14 protein-coding genes are annotated in these 16,046 nt (G+C 73.0%); 11 read left to right on the top strand and 3 right to left on the bottom strand.

The features are described from left to right. Positions 1 to 123: 123 nt before the first annotated feature. Positions 124 to 723 carry a TIGR00730 family Rossman fold protein gene (locus AOA12_RS20520; protein ID WP_054686606.1) on the bottom strand — a complete coding sequence of 200 codons (600 nt, stop codon included), beginning with the start codon at positions 721 to 723 and terminating at the stop codon, positions 124 to 126. A 242-nt stretch (positions 724 to 965) separates the two neighbouring features. On the opposite strand from AOA12_RS20520, the gene AOA12_RS20515 reads away from it, so the two are divergent. Together AOA12_RS20515 and AOA12_RS20510 are read left to right on the top strand one after the other, a co-directional pair. Further along, positions 966 to 2,342 (top strand): amidohydrolase family protein, encoded by a 1,377-nt coding sequence (locus AOA12_RS20515; RefSeq protein WP_054686605.1) that lies wholly within the window; start codon positions 966 to 968, stop codon positions 2,340 to 2,342. A gap of 294 nt (positions 2,343 to 2,636) precedes the next feature. Continuing rightward, positions 2,637 to 3,113, top strand: a complete 477-nt coding sequence (locus AOA12_RS20510) for a MogA/MoaB family molybdenum cofactor biosynthesis protein (RefSeq protein WP_054686604.1) — start codon at positions 2,637 to 2,639, stop codon at positions 3,111 to 3,113. A 488-nt stretch (positions 3,114 to 3,601) separates the two neighbouring features. Here AOA12_RS20510 and AOA12_RS20505 read toward each other — a convergent pair whose 3' ends face one another. Together AOA12_RS20505 and AOA12_RS20500 are read right to left on the bottom strand one after the other, a co-directional pair. Beyond that, on the bottom strand, positions 3,602 to 4,519 hold the full coding sequence (locus AOA12_RS20505) for a 2-hydroxyacid dehydrogenase (RefSeq protein ID WP_054686603.1): 918 nt from the start codon (positions 4,517 to 4,519) through the stop codon (positions 3,602 to 3,604). A gap of 593 nt (positions 4,520 to 5,112) precedes the next feature. Next, a complete protein-coding gene (locus AOA12_RS20500; RefSeq protein WP_054686602.1) occupies positions 5,113 to 6,153 on the bottom strand; it encodes a PDR/VanB family oxidoreductase in 1,041 nt (346 codons plus the stop codon). 188 nt (positions 6,154 to 6,341) lie between these two features. Here AOA12_RS20500 and AOA12_RS20495 point away from each other — a divergent pair, with 188 nt between their 5' ends. The 9 genes from AOA12_RS20495 (at position 6,342) to AOA12_RS20455 (ending at position 15,894) form a co-directional block, all read left to right on the top strand. Next, positions 6,342 to 7,604: an amidohydrolase family protein gene (locus tag AOA12_RS20495; protein WP_054686601.1), complete on the top strand. Its 1,263-nt coding sequence runs from the start codon at positions 6,342 to 6,344 to the stop codon at positions 7,602 to 7,604. Beyond that, positions 7,601 to 8,380 (top strand): ABC transporter ATP-binding protein, encoded by a 780-nt coding sequence (locus tag AOA12_RS20490; protein ID WP_054686600.1) that lies wholly within the window; start codon positions 7,601 to 7,603, stop codon positions 8,378 to 8,380. Before AOA12_RS20495 ends, AOA12_RS20490 begins: the two co-directional genes overlap by 4 nt. Then, positions 8,380 to 9,261, top strand: a complete 882-nt coding sequence (locus AOA12_RS20485; RefSeq protein ID WP_054686599.1) for an ABC transporter permease — start codon at positions 8,380 to 8,382, stop codon at positions 9,259 to 9,261. Before AOA12_RS20490 ends, AOA12_RS20485 begins: the two co-directional genes overlap by 1 nt. A gap of 50 nt (positions 9,262 to 9,311) precedes the next feature. Continuing rightward, the gene (locus tag AOA12_RS20480; RefSeq protein ID WP_054686598.1) at positions 9,312 to 10,496 is read left to right on the top strand and encodes a DUF1806 family protein; all 1,185 of its coding nucleotides are present in this window, start codon (positions 9,312 to 9,314) and stop codon (positions 10,494 to 10,496) included. Between the two features lie 64 nt (positions 10,497 to 10,560). Beyond that, positions 10,561 to 11,322 (top strand): SDR family NAD(P)-dependent oxidoreductase, encoded by a 762-nt coding sequence (locus tag AOA12_RS20475; RefSeq protein WP_054686597.1) that lies wholly within the window; start codon positions 10,561 to 10,563, stop codon positions 11,320 to 11,322. A 462-nt stretch (positions 11,323 to 11,784) separates the two neighbouring features. After that, the gene (locus tag AOA12_RS20470; RefSeq protein ID WP_054686596.1) at positions 11,785 to 13,116 is read left to right on the top strand and encodes an FAD-binding oxidoreductase; all 1,332 of its coding nucleotides are present in this window, start codon (positions 11,785 to 11,787) and stop codon (positions 13,114 to 13,116) included. Continuing rightward, positions 13,113 to 13,901 carry a creatininase family protein gene (locus tag AOA12_RS20465; RefSeq protein WP_054686595.1) on the top strand — a complete coding sequence of 263 codons (789 nt, stop codon included), beginning with the start codon at positions 13,113 to 13,115 and terminating at the stop codon, positions 13,899 to 13,901. Before AOA12_RS20470 ends, AOA12_RS20465 begins: the two co-directional genes overlap by 4 nt. 127 nt (positions 13,902 to 14,028) lie before the next feature. Then, the gene (locus AOA12_RS20460; RefSeq protein ID WP_054686594.1) at positions 14,029 to 14,610 is read left to right on the top strand and encodes a pyridoxamine 5'-phosphate oxidase family protein; all 582 of its coding nucleotides are present in this window, start codon (positions 14,029 to 14,031) and stop codon (positions 14,608 to 14,610) included. 228 nt (positions 14,611 to 14,838) lie between these two features. Beyond that, positions 14,839 to 15,894, top strand: coding sequence for a methylenetetrahydrofolate reductase C-terminal domain-containing protein (locus tag AOA12_RS20455; RefSeq protein ID WP_082406427.1), 1,056 nt, complete (start codon positions 14,839 to 14,841; stop codon positions 15,892 to 15,894). The last annotated feature ends 152 nt before the right edge of the window (positions 15,895 to 16,046 follow it).

Genomic DNA, 16,046 nt, shown 5'->3' with positions numbered 1-16,046 from the left:
TTCGCCGCGGTCGAACACCCGAGCGAGGGGCGTGGGGCCCCTCGTTCGACCGCGGCGAAGTGCGATGCCCAGCCTGCGATACCCACAATGTGCCGCGGTTGGAGCCGCCGAAGCCCTCTGCGCCTACGGCCGCAGGCGCGCCGTGAGCTCCGCGCCCGGCGACGCGGCGGTGCGCTCCGGCGGGACGTAGTCGCGCAGCCGCGCCAGGGCCTCGACCGGATCGGTCGCGACGACGAGCATGTCGGTGTAGCGGGGGTGCGTGAAGCCCCGGTCGCGCATGTTCGCGACGAACGCGAGCAGGGGGTCGAAGTATCCGTCGACGTTGAGCAGGCCGACGGGCTTCTCGTGGATGCCGAGCTGCGCCCACGTCCACTGCTCGGTGAGCTCCTCCAGCGTGCCGGGGCCGCCGGGCAGCGCGAGGAACGCGTCGGCCCGGTCGGCCATGATCGTCTTGCGCTCGTGCATCGAGTCGACGACGATCAGCTCGCTCACGGCCTCGTTGACCGCCTCGCGCGCCTGCAGCGCGCGCGGGATCACGCCCGTCACGTGCGCGCCGGCGCGCAGCGCGGCATCCGCCACTGTGCCCATCAGGCCGACGTGCCCGCCGCCGTAGACGAGGCCCATGCCCGCGCGGCCGATCGCCTCGCCCACGGCGGAGGCGGCCTCCACGTAGACGGGGTCGTATCCGGGCGACGATCCGCAGAAGACGGTGACGGTGTTCATGCGCCCACGCTAGGCGCGGCGTGTTTCCGCTCGCAAAGTGGCGTGTTTCGGAGACGTCACGGGGTGTGGCGGCCGGGCGTCGGCGCCCGAACTCCTCCGATCCGGCGGCGCAGCGGGTGAGAGAGGCCTACTCGGCGGGGTTGCGCGACAGATCGGAGGAGTTCGGACCGGGCCGGCGCCGAAGCCCCGCCCGGTTTCGCCCTCGACACGCCCCGGAAACATCCCGCCCGTAGCGTGCACGCATGTCACTCCTCGTCACGCACGCGCGCCTCATCACGGTCCCCGCCGGAACCGACGACCCCGGCTACATCGACGACGGGTGGATGCTGGTCGAGAACGGCCGCATCGCCGCGATCGGCTCGGGCGAGCCCCCCGCGGCGCACCGGGCGGCGGTCGACGAGACCCTCGACGTCGAGCGTGCGTTCGTCGCCCCCGGCTTCGTGTCGAGCCATTCGCACCTGTTCACGAGCGGCCTGCGCGGCCTCGGCGTCGCCGACACCCTCTACGGCTGGTGCGACGCGATGCTCGGCACGACGGCGCACATGAGCGCCGAGCAGCTGTACTGGTCGACGCTGCACGGATGCCTCGACTTCCTCTCGAACGGCGTGACGACCGCCTACAACTTCACCGACCCGCTGCAGGCGTGGGAGCCGATGGTCGACGGCAGGCGCACCGGCACGGCCGGCATCCGCGACCTCGACTACCACACGCGCCAGGCCGACGGATGCCGCGACTCCGGCATCCGCTTCGTCGATTCCATCGGGATGGACGTCACGGTCGGCGGCGACGACGAGATCTTCGACCGGTTCGGCGCGTCGGTCGCGCACACCCGCCGCATGGACCCCGACCGCGCGCTCGGCTGCTCGATCATGGGGCAGGTGCAGTGGTCGCCGCGGCCGGAGGCGGCCGAGCTGGAGGTCGAGGCGATGCGCCGGTTCGGCGTGACGAACCAGGCGCACTTCCTGGAGTCGCCCGAGGCGATCGACGTGCAGCAGGCCAAGTTCGCGCTGTACCGGGATGCTGGGGCGCTGGGCCTCGGCCTGATGTTCGGCCACTTCATCCAGACGACGCCGGAGATCATCGCCGAGGCCGTCGCGGGCGGCGCGTCGATGTCGTGGCAGCCGGCGTCGAACGGCCGGCTCGCGTCGGGCGTCGCGCTCGTGCCCGAGATGCTGGAGATGGGCATGCGCGTCGGCGTGGGGCTCGACGACCAGGCGTGCACCGACGTGTCCGACCCGTGGCAGAACATGCGCATGGGCATCTACATGCAGCGGGCGCGCACGAAGGACCCGCTGTCGATGATGCCCGAGCTCATGCTGCGGCTGCACACGCTCGGCGGCGCGGAGATCCTCGGGGTCGACGACCGCGTGGGCTCGCTGGAGGTCGGCAAGCTCGCTGACTTCGTCGTGGTCGATCCGCTGTCGCCGGACGTCGGGCCGCTGTGGCATCCGGTGCGGTCGTATGTGCTCGCGATGAGCCCCCGCAACCTGAAGCGCGTGTACGTGGGCGGTGAGCTCGTGGATGCCGGGGGCGTCTCGCTCAACCCCCTCGCCGCCGAGGCGTCGGCCCGCGTGCACGAGCTGCCCGAGCTCGTCGCCCGCCGCGGCTACCCGCACTGACCCGCGCTGCCGTGGCGCCGCGCTGGCCTGCCCCGCCCCACCCAACCGCGGCACATCGCGGGTCGGCGCGGGGAACACCCGCAGTTCACCGCGGTTGAAGGTCAGGAGTGCTTCTTCGACCGCGGCAAAGTGCGCTCCGGTGTGCGGCGCACCCGCACGATGCCGCGGTTGGGTTCTTCGCACCGCCCCTCACCCCCGGCGAGATGGTGGGTTTCTCGCCGGGGTGGTAGGCACCGTCTCGGCGAGAAACCCACCATCTCGGCAGGGAAGGGGGCACCAGGGCAGGATGGGGGTGTGACGGGTACAGCGGCGGTGATCGTGGCGTCGACGCGAGCGGCGGCGGGGGAGCGGGAGGACCGCACGGGTCCCGTGATCGCGGCGTGGCTGGCCGAGCGGGGGTGGGCGGCGCGCGTCGTCGTCGTGCCCGACGGCGATCCGGTCGGCGCGGCGCTGCGCGCGGCGGTGGACGACGGATGCCGGATGGTGCTCACGACGGGCGGCACGGGGCTCTCGCCGACCGACCGCACGCCCGAGCAGACGCGGGCCGTGCTCGACCGCGAGGTCCCCGGCATCGCCGAGGAGCTGCGCCGCCGCGGCGCCGAGCACACCCCGCTCGCGCTGCTGAGCCGCGGCGTCGCCGGTGTCGCGGGCACGACGCTCGTCGTCAACCTGCCCGGCTCGCCCGGCGGCGTGCGCGATGGGCTCGCCGTGCTCGACGGCATCCTCGACCACGCCCTCGACCAGCTCGCCGGCCGCGACCACGCCCCCTGATTGCGCCCGCTCCTCACCCCGCCAGGTGAGGAGGCGGTGCCGTATCGAAACCCGCGTATCGGCCCGTGGGAGGGATCTCGATACGCCCGCGGCTCCGCCGCGGGCACTCGATCAGCGGGGGTGGGGCGGGGCGGGCGTGTGGCTCCGCTGGTTGAGTAGCGCGCGCAGCGCGCGTATCGAAACCCTTGCCGCGGTCCGTGACATGGGTCTCGATACGCCCGCGGCTGCGCCGCGGGCACTCGATCAGCGGGAGTGGGGTGCGGCGGGCGTGTGGTCCCGCTGGTTGAGCAGCGCGCGTCAGCGCGCGTATCGAAACCCCTCCCACGGTCCGTGACATGGATCTCGATACGCCCGCCGCTCCGCCGCGGGCATTCGATCAGCGGGGGTGGGGTGGGGCGGGCGTGTGGCTCCGCTGGTTGAGTAGCGCGCGCAGCGCGCGTATCGAAACCCCTCCCACGGCCCTCAGGCGTATCGACCAGCGGGGGCGCTCAGGTGCGCAGCACCACGTTCTCGGGTTCCTCGCCGGCGAGGAGGTGCTCGATCTGGCGGCGCACGAGGCGGGCGACGCGGGGCTGCATCGCCGCCGACGCGCCGCCGACGTGCGGCGAGATGAGCACGCCGTCGAGCGACCACAGCGGATGGTCCGCGGGCAGCGGCTCGGGATCGGTGACGTCGAGCGCGGCGCGCACGCGGCCCTGCCGTACGTGCGCGACGAGCGCGTCGGTGTCGACGAGCGGGCCTCGGCCGACGTTGACCACGAGCGCGCCGTCGGGGAGCGCCGCGAGGAACGCGTCGTCGACGAGATGCCGCGTCGCGTCGTTCGCCGGCAGTGTCACGATCACGATCTCGGCGCCGGGCAGCAGCGCGGGCAGCTCGTCGATGCCGTGCACGTGGATGCCGTCCTCGTCCCGCGCACGCGAGGCGACCGCGGTGAGCTCGACCTCGAAGCCGGCGAGGCGCGCAGCGACGGCCTTGCCGACGCCGCCGTAGCCGAGCAGCAGCACGCGCCGGTCGGCGAGGCTCTCGGTGAACGTGAACTCCCACGCGCCGCGCTGCTGCGCGCGCACGAACGCCGGCAGCCGGCGCTGGGATGCCAGGGTCAGCGCGAGCGCGAGCTCGGCCGTCGACGTCTCGTGCACGCTCGCGGCGTTGGCGTACACGACGCCGGCGGGCAGCCGCTCGGCGACGCCGTCGAAGCCGATCGCCTGGCTCTGCACGAGCCCGGCCTCGACCGTCGCGAGCTGCGGCAGCGCGCGGCCCTGGGTGAGGTACGGGAGCACGACCAGGTCGACGCGCGGGCGCGGGCTCGCGGCATCCATCGGCCAGACCACCACCTCGGCTCCGTCGATCGCGCCGACGTCGTCGGCCAGCTGCGGAGTGGGAACCGTCACCACGAGATCGCTCATGCGGTCGAGGGTACCGGGTCCGTGACACGGGTCTCGATACGCCCGCGGCTGTGCCGCGGGCACTCGACCAGCGGGGTGGGGGCGGCGCTGCGCCGCGGGTGCTCGATTGGCGGGGTGGGGCGGGTGGGCGTGTGGTCCCGCTGGTTGAGTAGCGCGCGTCAGCGCGCGTATCGAAACCCTTGCCGCGGTCCGTTACATGGGTCTCGATACGCCCGCGGCTGCGCCGCGGGCACTCGACCAGCGGGGGTAGGGGCGGGCTGCGCCGCGGGCGCTCGATCGGCGGGGTGGGGTAGGCGGGCGTGTGGTCCCGCTGGTTGAGTAGCGCGCGTCAGCGCGCGTATCGAAACCCTTGCCGCGGTCCGTTACATGGGTCTCGATACGCCCGCGGCTGCGCCGCGGGCACTCGACCAGCGGGGTGGGGTGCGGCTGTGCCGCGGGTACTCGGCCGGCAGGGGTGGGGCGGGTGGGCGTGTGGTCCCGCTGGTTGAGTAGCGCGCGTCAGCGCGCGTATCGAAACCCTTGCCGCGGTCCGTTACACGGGTCTCGATACGCTCACGGCTCCGCCGCGGTCACCCGACCAGCGGGGGAATCGGCTACAGGTCGAGGACGAGGCGGGGGCAGGCGGCGCGGGAGACGCAGACGAACATGGTGTCGTTGCGGGAGCGCTGCGCGGCGCTCAGGATCGAGTCGCGGTGGTCGACCTCGCCCTCCAGCACGGGCGTCTCGCACGTGCCGCAGGTGCCCTCGGTGCAGCTCGACAGCACGAGCACGCCCGCGTCCTCGATCGCCTGCAGCACCGACTGGCCGGGGGCGACCTCGATCGTCATGCCCGACATCGCGAGCTCGACCTCGAACGCCTGATCCCACACGGGCGCCGTGAGCTCGGCCGGCTCGAAGTGCTCGACCGACAGGGGGACGCCGTGGCGCCCCGCCTCCACGGTGACGGCGTCGATCAGGCGCGTGGGCCCGCAGCACACCAGCTCCGCCGCGACCCCCGCGCCGCCCGCACCCGCACCGCCCGCCGCCTCCGCGACCCCCGCACCGCCCGCCGCCTCGGCGACCGCACCCGCGCCCGCCGCCTCCGCGACGACCGCCGCCACGTCGAGGCGCGTGCCCTCGTCGGAGACATGCAGCACGAGCCGGTCGCCGTGCCGCTCGCGCAGCTCGTCGACGAAGGCCATGCGTCCCGCGCGTCCCGCGTAGTGCAGCTCGTAGTCGCGCCCGGCCTCGGCCGCGGCGCGCGCCATCGCGAGGATCGGCGTGATGCCGATGCCGCCCGCGATGAGCACGGCCTTCGACGTCGCCCCGGCGTCGAAGGCGAAGTGCGAGCGCGGTCCGGCCGCCGTGAGAGCGTCGCCGACGCGCAGCTCGTCGGCGATGAAGCGCGAGCCGCCGCGTCCCTCGGGCTCGCGCAGCACCGCGATGCGCCACGTTCGCGGGTCGGCGGGGTCGGAGCACAGCGAGTACTGGCGGATGTCGCCCGTCGGCAGGAACAGGTCGATGTGGGCACCGGGCTGCCAGCCCGGAAGCGGCGTGCGGTCGGGGCGCGCGAGCGTGACCTGCACGACGCCGGCCGCCGCGTCGTCGCGGCCGACGACCTCGACCCGCACGTCTCCCGTGGGCGGTGAACTCATGGATGCTGCCTTTCTTCCGACACCACCTCACCACAGCATCCGCGCCCCGAACCGCGGTCCGGACAGACAGAAACGAACGTGTTACGCGGCCGAAACAGGCGGTACGTACCGTCGCTGACATCGGCCCGTCACCGACGACGCCGCACCGCGAACACACCCGATCGCGGCAGAGAAATCTAGGAGTTCCCGTGTCCCTTCCGCTCTCGCAGCAGCTCGACGTCCTGCGCGGCGCGACGCTCGCCGACGGGCGGATCGTCGACGTCGTGCTCGACGGCGAGACGGTGGCGGGCGTGGTCGCCGCGGGCACCGCCGCGCCCGGCGCGAACGAGCTCGACCTCCACGGCCACGTGCTGCTGCCGGCGGCCGCCGAGCCGCACGCGCACCTCGACAAGTCGCGCACGTGGGAGCTCGCGAACCCGCCGTTCGGCGACCTCGTCACGGCGATCCAGCAGTTCCGGGCGTTCTCGGCGACCGAGACGGTCGCGTCGATCGCGGCGCGCGCCGAGCAGACCGCCCTGGAGATGCTCGCGAAGGGCTTCACCGCCATCCGCTCGCACGTCGACCTGCTGCGCGGAGACGAGCCGCTGCGGGGCGTCGAGGCGCTGCTGCAGGTGCGCGAGCGCCTCACGGGCCTCATGGACATCGAGCTCGTCGCGCTCGCCGACGACCAGATCGACACGGCCGTGTTCGAGGCCGCCCTCGACCTCGGCGTCGACCTCGTCGGCGGCGTGCCGCACCTGGCATCCGACCCCTTCGTCGAGCTCGACCGGCTGCTCACGCTCGCCGAGCGCCGCGGCGCGAGCATCGACCTGCACACCGACGAGTCGCTCGGCGGCGCCCTCACGCTGCCCGTCTTCGCACGCCGCGTCGCCGGCTGGCCGCGCGCCGGCCGGTCGGGCATGACGGCCTCGGCGGGCCACTGCGTGCGCCTGGGCACGCTGCCCGCGGAGGAGCGGGATGCCGCGATCTCCGACGTTCTCGCGGCCGATCTCGGCATCATCACCCTGCCGATCACGAACCTCTACCTGCAGGGCTGGGGGCACCCCGTCTCCACGCCCCGCGGGCTCACCGCCGTGCGCGCGCTGCTCGACGCGGGCGCACGGCTGGGCGCGGGCGCCGACAACGTGCGCGACCCGTTCAACCCGCTCGGCCGCTGCGACCCGTTCGAGACGGTGTCGCTGCTCGTCACCGCGGCGCACACGACCGTCGACGAGGCCTATCGGCTCGTCAGCACGGGCGCCCGCGACGTCATGCGGCTGCCCGCGGCCGGCCCCGTCGTGGGCGGTCGCGCCGAGCTGCTCGCCGTGCGCGGCAGCTCCCTCCACGACGTCGCGGCGACGGCCGACCCGAGCCGCCACGTCATCCATCGCGGGCGCCTCGTCGCCTCGACGGTCTGCACCGTCAGCGTCGCCGCGCCCGCACCCGCCCCGACAGATCGGGTTCTCGCATGACCACTCCCACCACCGCCTCCGCGGCCCGCGCGTCTGCGGCCACGGGCACCCTGCTCGACTTCCGCAACGTCGAGATGACCTTTCCCGGCGGCACCGTCGCGCTGCGCGGCGTCGACCTCACGGTCGACCGCGGCGAGTTCGTCACGGTCGTCGGCCCCTCGGGCTGCGGCAAGTCGACGCTGCTGCGCATCGCCTCGGGGCTGGAGACGGCGAGCGACGGCGTCGCCACCATGGCGACCGACCGCATCGGCTACGTCTTCCAGGACGCCACGCTGCTGCCCTGGCGCACCGTGCAGGAGAACGTCGAGCTGCTCGCCGAGCTCAACTGGCAGACCAAGGCGCAGCGGCGCAAGAAGGCGAGCGAGACGATCGAGCTCGTCGGCCTGAAGGGCTTCGAGAGCCACCTGCCCCGGCAGCTCTCGGGCGGCATGCGCATGCGCGCCTCGCTCGCCCGCTCGCTGACGCTCGAGCCCGAGCTGTTCCTGTTCGACGAGCCGTTCGGGGCACTCGACGAGATCACCCGGGAGAACCTCAACGACGAGCTGATCCGGCTCTTCGCCGCGACCCGGTTCGCGGGCCTGTTCATCACCCACTCGGTCTCGGAGGCCGTCTACATCTCCACCAAGGTCGTCGTGATGTCGGGCCGCCCGGGCCGCATCGTCGACCAGTTCGAGGTGCCGTTCGACATGCCCCGTGACCCCGAGATCCGCTACACGGGCGAGTTCGCCCGCCTCGTCGGCGAGGTCTCCCACGCCCTGCGGGAAGGACACCACTGATGACCTCCACCGAGCCGGCCGCGACCGGCACCCCGATCGCGGGCGCCGCGTCGCCGGCATCCGCGCCCCCGCCGGTCGAGCCGCCGCCCGCGGCATCCCGGCCCCGTCCGAAGTGGATGCGGCCGAGCCTGTGGATCCCGCCGATCGCGCTGCTCGCGGTCATCGTCGCCGCCGTCTACGTCATCAACGCGGCCCTCGGCACGCGCGGGTTCCTCATGCCGCGGCCCGAGCAGGTGCTCGCGGTCTACTTCGACCCGAAGACCGGCCCCGAGATCTTCGCGGCGCTCTGGGTCTCGGCCCAGGTCGCGCTCGTCGGCCTCGTCTTCGCGATCATCCTCGGCGTGCTGTGGGCGATCACGATGAACCTCGCCAAGTGGGTCGAGCGCACCACCTTCCCGTACGCCGTGATCCTGCAGTCCATCCCGATCCTCGCGGTCGTGCCGCTCATCGGCTTCTGGTTCGGCTACGACTTCTTCGCCCGCGTCGTCGTGTGCGTGCTCATCGCCCTGTTCCCGATGGTGTCGACGACGCTGTTCGGCCTGCAGTCGGTCGACCGCGGCATGCGCGAGCTGTTCCAGCTGCAGAAGGCGTCGCGCTGGATCGTGCTGAGCAAGCTCGAGCTGCCCGCCGCGCTGCCCTCGATGTTCCTCGGCATGCGCACCTCGGCGGGCCTCGCGGTGGTCGGCGCCGTCGTCGGCGACTTCTTCTTCCAGCGCGGCGAGCGCGGCATCGGCGGCCTCATCGCGACCTACCAGTCGCGGCTGCAGGCGCCCGAGCTGTTCGCCTCGATCCTCGTGGCGTCGCTGTTCGGCGTCGTCATCTTCCTGTTCTTCGGCTGGCTCGGTCGCCGGGCCGTCGGCAAGTGGTACGACTTCGGCTGAGCCGCGGCGTTCCGACCCACAGCATCCATCCCACACACCAAGGAGACCCCATGCGCAGCTACCGCAAGGCCAGCGCCGTCGGCGTGGTCGCGATCGGCGCCCTCGCCCTCGCCGCGTGCTCGTCGAGCACCCCCGCCGCACCGTCCGAGTCCGCCGAGTCGAGCACGGCGGATGCCGGTGTCGAGATCGGCGCCGTCGACCTCGCCGCGGCGGGCTGCCCCGCCGACATCCGCATCCAGACCGACTGGAACCCCGAGTCGGAGCACGGCCACCTCTACGCGCTGCTCGGCGACGACTACGAGGTCGACGGGCAGAACAAGTCGGTGACCGGGCCGCTCCTGGCATCCGGCGAGTACACCGGCGTCGACGTGACGATCCTCTCGGGCGGCCCGGCGACCGGCTTCACGCAGCCGAACGCCCAGATGTACAACGACCCGTCGATCTTCCTCGCCTACGTCGGCACCGACGAGGCGATCGCGCACTCGGGCGACCTGCCCACCGTCAGCGTCTTCGCGCCGCTGCAGAAGGACCCGCAGATGATCATGTGGGATCCGACCGTCTACCCGAACGCGAAGACGATCGCCGACCTCGGCACCGAGGGCGTCTCGATCCGCGTCTTCCCCGGCGGCACCTACATGGACTACTTCGTCGGCAGCGGCGTGCTCACCGCCGACCAGGTGGATGCCACCTACGATGGCACGCCGGCCGTGTTCGTCTCGGAGCAGGGCAAGATCGCGCAGCAGGGCTTCGCGTCGGCCGAGCCCTACATCTACGAGAACGAGATCGCCGAGTGGGGCAAGCCCGTCGCCTACCAGCTGATCAACGACGCCGGCTACCCGAAGTACGCGGCGATGATGAGCGTCATCCCCGAGAATGTCGAGAAGTACCGCGACTGCCTCACCGAGCTCGTGCCCGTGCTGCAGCAGGCGACCGTCGACTTCTACGCGTCGCCCGCCGCGACGATCGACCTCATCCTCGAGCTCGTCGAGGCGTACAACACCGGCTGGGTCTACAGCCAGGGCGTCGCCGAGTTCTCGGTCGACAAGCAGCTCGAGGAGGGCCTCGCCGGCAACGACGCGAACGGCCAGATGGGCGTGGCCGACGACGCGCGGGTGCAGGAGCTGTTCGACATCGTCGAGCCGATCTACCGCGAGCAGGGCCTGCCCGTGAAGGACGGCCTGAAGCCGACCGACCTGTACACGAACGAGTTCATCGACACGACGATCACGTTCTGACCCCCGCGCCGCGCCGGCCGGCCCGGCGCGGCGACCCCCTTGACACCGAGACGGAGAACCGACGATGACCACCGCCCCTCCCTTGATCCGCACCCGTCGCTTGCACGGCGTGCGTGCCATCGTCACGGGAGGGGCGCGGGGCATCGGCGAGGCGATCGCGCGGCGGATGACCGCCGACGGAGCGATCGTCGCGATCCTCGACCGGCTGCAGGCCGAGGGCATCAGCGTGGCCTCCGAGCTCGGCGGGCCGTACGTGCGCGTCGACCTCGCCGACCCCGACGACACCCGCGCGCAGATCGCCGCGGCGGCGTCGACGCTCGGCGGGGTCGACGTGCTCGTCAACTCGGCGGGGGTGTTCCGGCTCGTCGACCTGCTCGACATCGAGATCGACGAGTGGGACCGGATGATGGACATCAACGCCCGCGCGATCCTCGTCACGATGCAGGCCGTCGCCCCGGCGATGATCGCGCAGGGGCGGGGCCGCATCATCAACATCTCCAGCATGGCGGCCAAGGCCGGCGGCGCGCACGAGGGGCACTACGCGGCGTCGAAGGCGGCCGTCGTGGCGCTCACCCGCGCTGCGGCGCTGGAGTGGGGAGGGCACGGCATCACCGTGAACGCCGTGTGCCCCGGCTACGTGCTCACCGACATGGGCGAGGACTCCCGCACGCCCGAGCAGATCGCCGAGTGGTCGGCGCGGTCGCCGCTCGGCCGGCTCGCGACGCCGCAGGACGTCGCCGCGGTCGTCTCGCACCTCGCCTCGTCCGACGCCGCGTACGTCACCGGCGAGGCCCTCAACGTGACGGGCGGCATGATCATGCACTGAGCTCTGGCATCCGCCCCCGTCGGTCGGACCGCCCGCGGGCACCCGCCCCCGCCGGTTTCGCCCTCCGCTGGTCGAGCAGCCGCCGCAGGCGGCGTGACCTCCGCTGGTTGAGCAGCCGCCGTAGGCGGCGTATCGAAACCCGTGTATCGGTCCGTTACCCGGATCTCGATACACCCGCGGCTCCGCCGCGGGCACTCGATCAGCGGGGGTGATACACCCACCCGCTCGATCGGCGGGGGTGACACCCGCCCCGCAGGTTTCACCATCCGCTGGTTGAGTAGCCGCCGCAGGCGGCGTATCGAAACCCATCCCACGGTCCGTTACCCGGATCTCGATACACCCGCGGCTCCGCCGCGGGCACTCGATCAGCGGGGGTGACATCCACCCGCTCGATCAGCGGGGTGACACCCACCCGCTCGATCGGCGGGATCGTCTCCGCAACACCCCGAAAGGACCCCTCCCATGTCTGTCACCGTCGTCGACCCGGCGCGCATCGACGCGTTCACCCTCGAGCTGCGGGAGCTCCTTCCCGACGCGGTGAGCACCGACGACGGCGACCTCGAGCGCGCCTCGACCGACGGCTCGCACCTCTCGCCCGTGATCGCGGCGCAGCTGCCGCTCGGCCGGGCGCAGGTCGTCGTGACCCCGGCATCCGTCGACGACATCCCCGCGATCGTGCGCGCCGCGGTGCGCCACGGCGTGCCGATCACCCCGCGCGGCAAGGGCACCGCGAACTACGGCCAGACCCTGCCGATGGCGGGCGGCGCCGTGCTCGACCTGTCGCGGCTGCGCCGGGTCGTCGAGGTCGGCGACGGATGGCTCACCGCCGAGGCCGGGGCGCCCATGATCGCCGTGGAGCAGGCGGCGAACCGCGCGGGCCAGCAGGTGCTGATGTACCCGTCGACGGCCCAGTCGTCCATCGGCGGCTTCGTCTCGGGCGGGTCGGGCGGCACCGGCTCGATCAAGCACGGCATGCTGCACACGGGCTTCGTCACGGCGCTCGACGTCGTGCACGCGACGGAGGACGCCGAGCTCGTGCGCGTCGAGGGCGCGGACACCGAGAAGTACCTGCACAAGTACGGCACCGTCGCGATCATCGCGCGGGTGACCGTGCGGCTCGAGCCGCTGCAGGACTGGCGCGCGTTCTTCGCGAGCTTCGACGACTACCACGACCTGCTCGGCGTCATCCGGCAGATCGGCCGGCTCGAGCCGACGCCGCGCCTCGTCTCGGGCGACGGCCCCGTGCTCGCGGGCGCGCTGCCCGCCGACCCCGCCATCCTGCCCGGAAAGGCGAGCCTGCGGGCGATCCTCGACGAGGCGTCGGTGGCCGAGGCCACGGCGCTCGTCGAGGCCGCGGGCGGCACCGTCGTCGACGTGCGCACGGGGGCGCCGGCGTGCATCAAGCTGTCGATGACGAGCTACAACCACCCCATCGAATGGCTGCAGAAGGCCTATCCGAACACGTACTTCCACGTCGAGGTCATCGGCGACGGCCTCGTCGAGCGCATCGACGAGCTCGAGGCGGTCTACCCCGGCGGGATGCTGCACGTCGAGGCGCAGCAGGGCCGGCCGATCGGCATGCTCGCGGGCCGCTACTCGTCGCCCGAGGAGGTCTACGCCGGCTTCCCGCGCATCGAGGCGCTCGGCGTCGGCTACCACAACCCGCACCAGTGGTTCGTCGACTACGAGCCCGAGGCGACGCGCGAGCTCGCCGCGCAGACCGACCCCACCGGCATCCTGAACCCCGGAAAACTCGACGTCGCCGCCACGGTCGACACGGGCAGCCAGCTATGAGGCGTCTCGACCACCTCAGCGGGCCCGAGGCCGGGCGGGTACTGGACGCCTCGTCGATCCTCGTGCTGCCGACCGGCGCGATCGAGCACCACGGCGAGCATCTGCCGCTCGCGACGGATGCGATCATGGCCGAGCGCATCGCGGCGCGCATCGTGGATGCCGCGGCCGCCGACGGGCACGACGTGTGGCTGCTGCCGACCCTCGCCTACACGAAGTCGGACGAGCACGCGTGGGCGCCCGGCACGATGACGCTGTCGAGCGCGACGTTCCTCGCGACGCTCGTCGATCTGGGGAGATCGATCGCGCGCACGCCCGCGCGCACCGTGCTCTTCTACAACGGGCACGGCGGCAACGTCGCGCCGCTCGGCGTCGCGCTGCGCGAGTTGCGCCGCCGGTTCGGTCTGCGCACGTTCGCCGAGGGGATCCGGGTGCCCGTCGGCGACGGCGCCGAAGGACCGGACGAACGCGGGTTCGGCATCCACGGCGGGCACGGCGAGACCTCGCTCATGCTGCACCTCGCCCCCGAGCTCGTGTCGCTGTCGCGCGGCGTGCGAGCCGTGCCCGACGCGCTCGCGGCGTTCTCGCGCATCGGCTTCGCGGGCGCGCCTGTGCAGTTCGGCTGGCTGTCCGACGACTTCGGCACCGGCGGTGTGCTCGGCGACCCGACGGCGGCGACGGCGGCGGAGGGTGAGCGGCTCGCCGCCGAGCTCGTCGAGGCCGGCCGCGCGTCGATCGCCGAGATCGCCCGCTGGCCGATCGGCCCGCGCGAGGGAGACGACTGGTGAGCGGGGTGAGGTCGCCCATGGCTCGCATCCCCCATTCCGTTCAACCGCGGCGAAGTGCGGGTACGGGGCGTGAGGACCCACACTTCACCGCGGTTGAACGGGCGTGGGGTGGGGAGGTGATGACGTGATGGAGTTGATCGCGGGGGCACCGGCCGATCCGTTCGTGCTGGCGCGGGAGTGGATTCCGGCATCCGCGCATCCGGGGCCGCTGATGACGCTCGCGACGATCGACGAGGGCGGGCTGCCCGACGCGCGGTCGGTGCTGCTGAGCGAGCTGGATGCCACGGGCTTCCACTTCCACACCGACGTCGCGTCGCGCAAGGTCGCGCAGCTGCGCGCGGGCGCGGGCGTCGCGCTGTGCATCCCGCTCGTCGACGACGCGCGGCAGCTCACGGTGCAGGGCTGGGCGCGCGAGGCCGACGCCGAGGAGCTGGCGCGCGCGTACGCGGCGCGGTCGCCCTACCTGCAGGAGCTCGCGTGGCTCAACACGCACGAGTTCGCCGCGCTGCCGCAGGCCGAGCGCATCGTGCGCTGGTCGTCGTTCGCGGCGGCGCGGGCCGACGGCTTCGCGCAGGCGCCGAGCTGGACCGGGTTCGTCGTCGAACCGGTGCGCATGACGTTCTGGTTCGGCAGCACCCAGACCGCGAGCCGCCGCCTGGAGTACCGTCGCGTCGGCGATGGATGGGACCGCCATGTCCGCGCCGGCTGAGGCACCGGGCGGTGGCGGGTTCGGCGTGCGAGGCGGGTTCGGCGCCCGCGGGTGGGCTCGGCGCCGAGATGGTGGGTTCTGTGCCGAGATGGTGGGTTTCTCGGCGAGATGGCGGGGCACATTCTCGGCGAGAAACCCACCGTCTCGGCGAGGAGGGTACCCGGTCGGCGAGAAACCCACCGGCTCGGCGCCGAGGGCATCCGGTCGGCGAGTGGGGGCGGTGAGGGCATGAGCGACGTGGCGGTGCGGGAGTCCGTGTGGGCGGCGGCGACGGCGCAGTGCCCCAAGCACATGGAGTACGGGCCGTGCGGCGGCGTCGGCTTCGACGGGTCGTGCGAGGTGGATGCCGCACTGCCGTGCGCGTTCGCGGCATCCGCCCCCCGGGAATGGCGCGGAGGAGAGGCATCGGCCGCGCGCGAGAGCGCTGGTGCCGTCGCCATGCGCGCGCTGCTGGCGACGCGTGCCGTCGTCGTCGCCGACTTCCCCGCGCGGGCGCTCGACGCGCGCTCGATCGCGGAGTGCGCCGAGGCGCTGCGCGGCAGCGTGGATGCCGTGCTCGCCGGCGACCACGGCTCGGCGCGCGTGCAGTTCTCGCCGACGTACCGTGCGCACCTGATCGCGCGTGAGGGGATCGCGCCGATGATCGGGCTGAACTGCCGCGACCGCAACCGCGTCGCGCTGGAGGGCGAGCTGGCGGGACTCGCCGACGTCGGGGTCGCGGCCGTGCACTGCATCACGGGAGATCACACGCAGACCGGTTCGCGACCCGACGCCCAGCCCGTGTTCGACCTCGACAGCACGGAGCTGGCCGCGCTCGCGCGCGCCACAGGGCATCTCGTCACGGTCGCCGAGGCGCCCACGACGCCGCCCGTCGCGCACCGTCCCGCACGGCTCGTGCAGAAGGAGCGCGCGGGCGCCGAGCTGTGCTTCGTGAACCACTGCGGCGGGGCGGAGCCCGTGCGCAGGTTCATCGCGGCGGCGCGGGCGCTCGGGTCGCGGGCGGGGTTCGTCCCGTGCCTGCCGATCGTGCTCGACGAGGGGAGTGCGGCGCTGCTGCGCTCGTTCACGACGCTGGCGCTGCCGCCGGGATACGTCGACGGCATCCTCTCGCAGCGCGACGTGCGGTCGGCCGGCATCGCCGCGGCCGTCGCGCTGGGACGTGAGCTGCTCGCGGTCGACGGCGTCGTGGGCGTCGACCTCTCGGGCGGCGCCGCCCCCGGCGAGGAGTGCGCCTACGCCGGCGCCGTCGCCGAGATCGGCCGCGAGCTCGGCGGTGCCCGGTGACCCCGCGCAGCGCGGCCTCCCTCGCCCGGACGGTGGGTTTCTCGCCGAGCACGCCCCTTTCCCGTCGAGATGGCGGGTTTCTCGCCGAAAGGGTGGGGCACCGTGTCGGCGAGAAACCCACCATCTCGCTGCAGAAGGCACCGTCTCGGCGA

This window comes from Microbacterium sp. No. 7, assembly GCF_001314225.1.
Taxonomy (GTDB): Bacteria; Actinomycetota; Actinomycetes; order Actinomycetales; family Microbacteriaceae; genus Microbacterium.
Note: the sequence above shows the minus strand (reverse complement) of the source record. Positions and strands in the feature narration are given on the sequence as shown.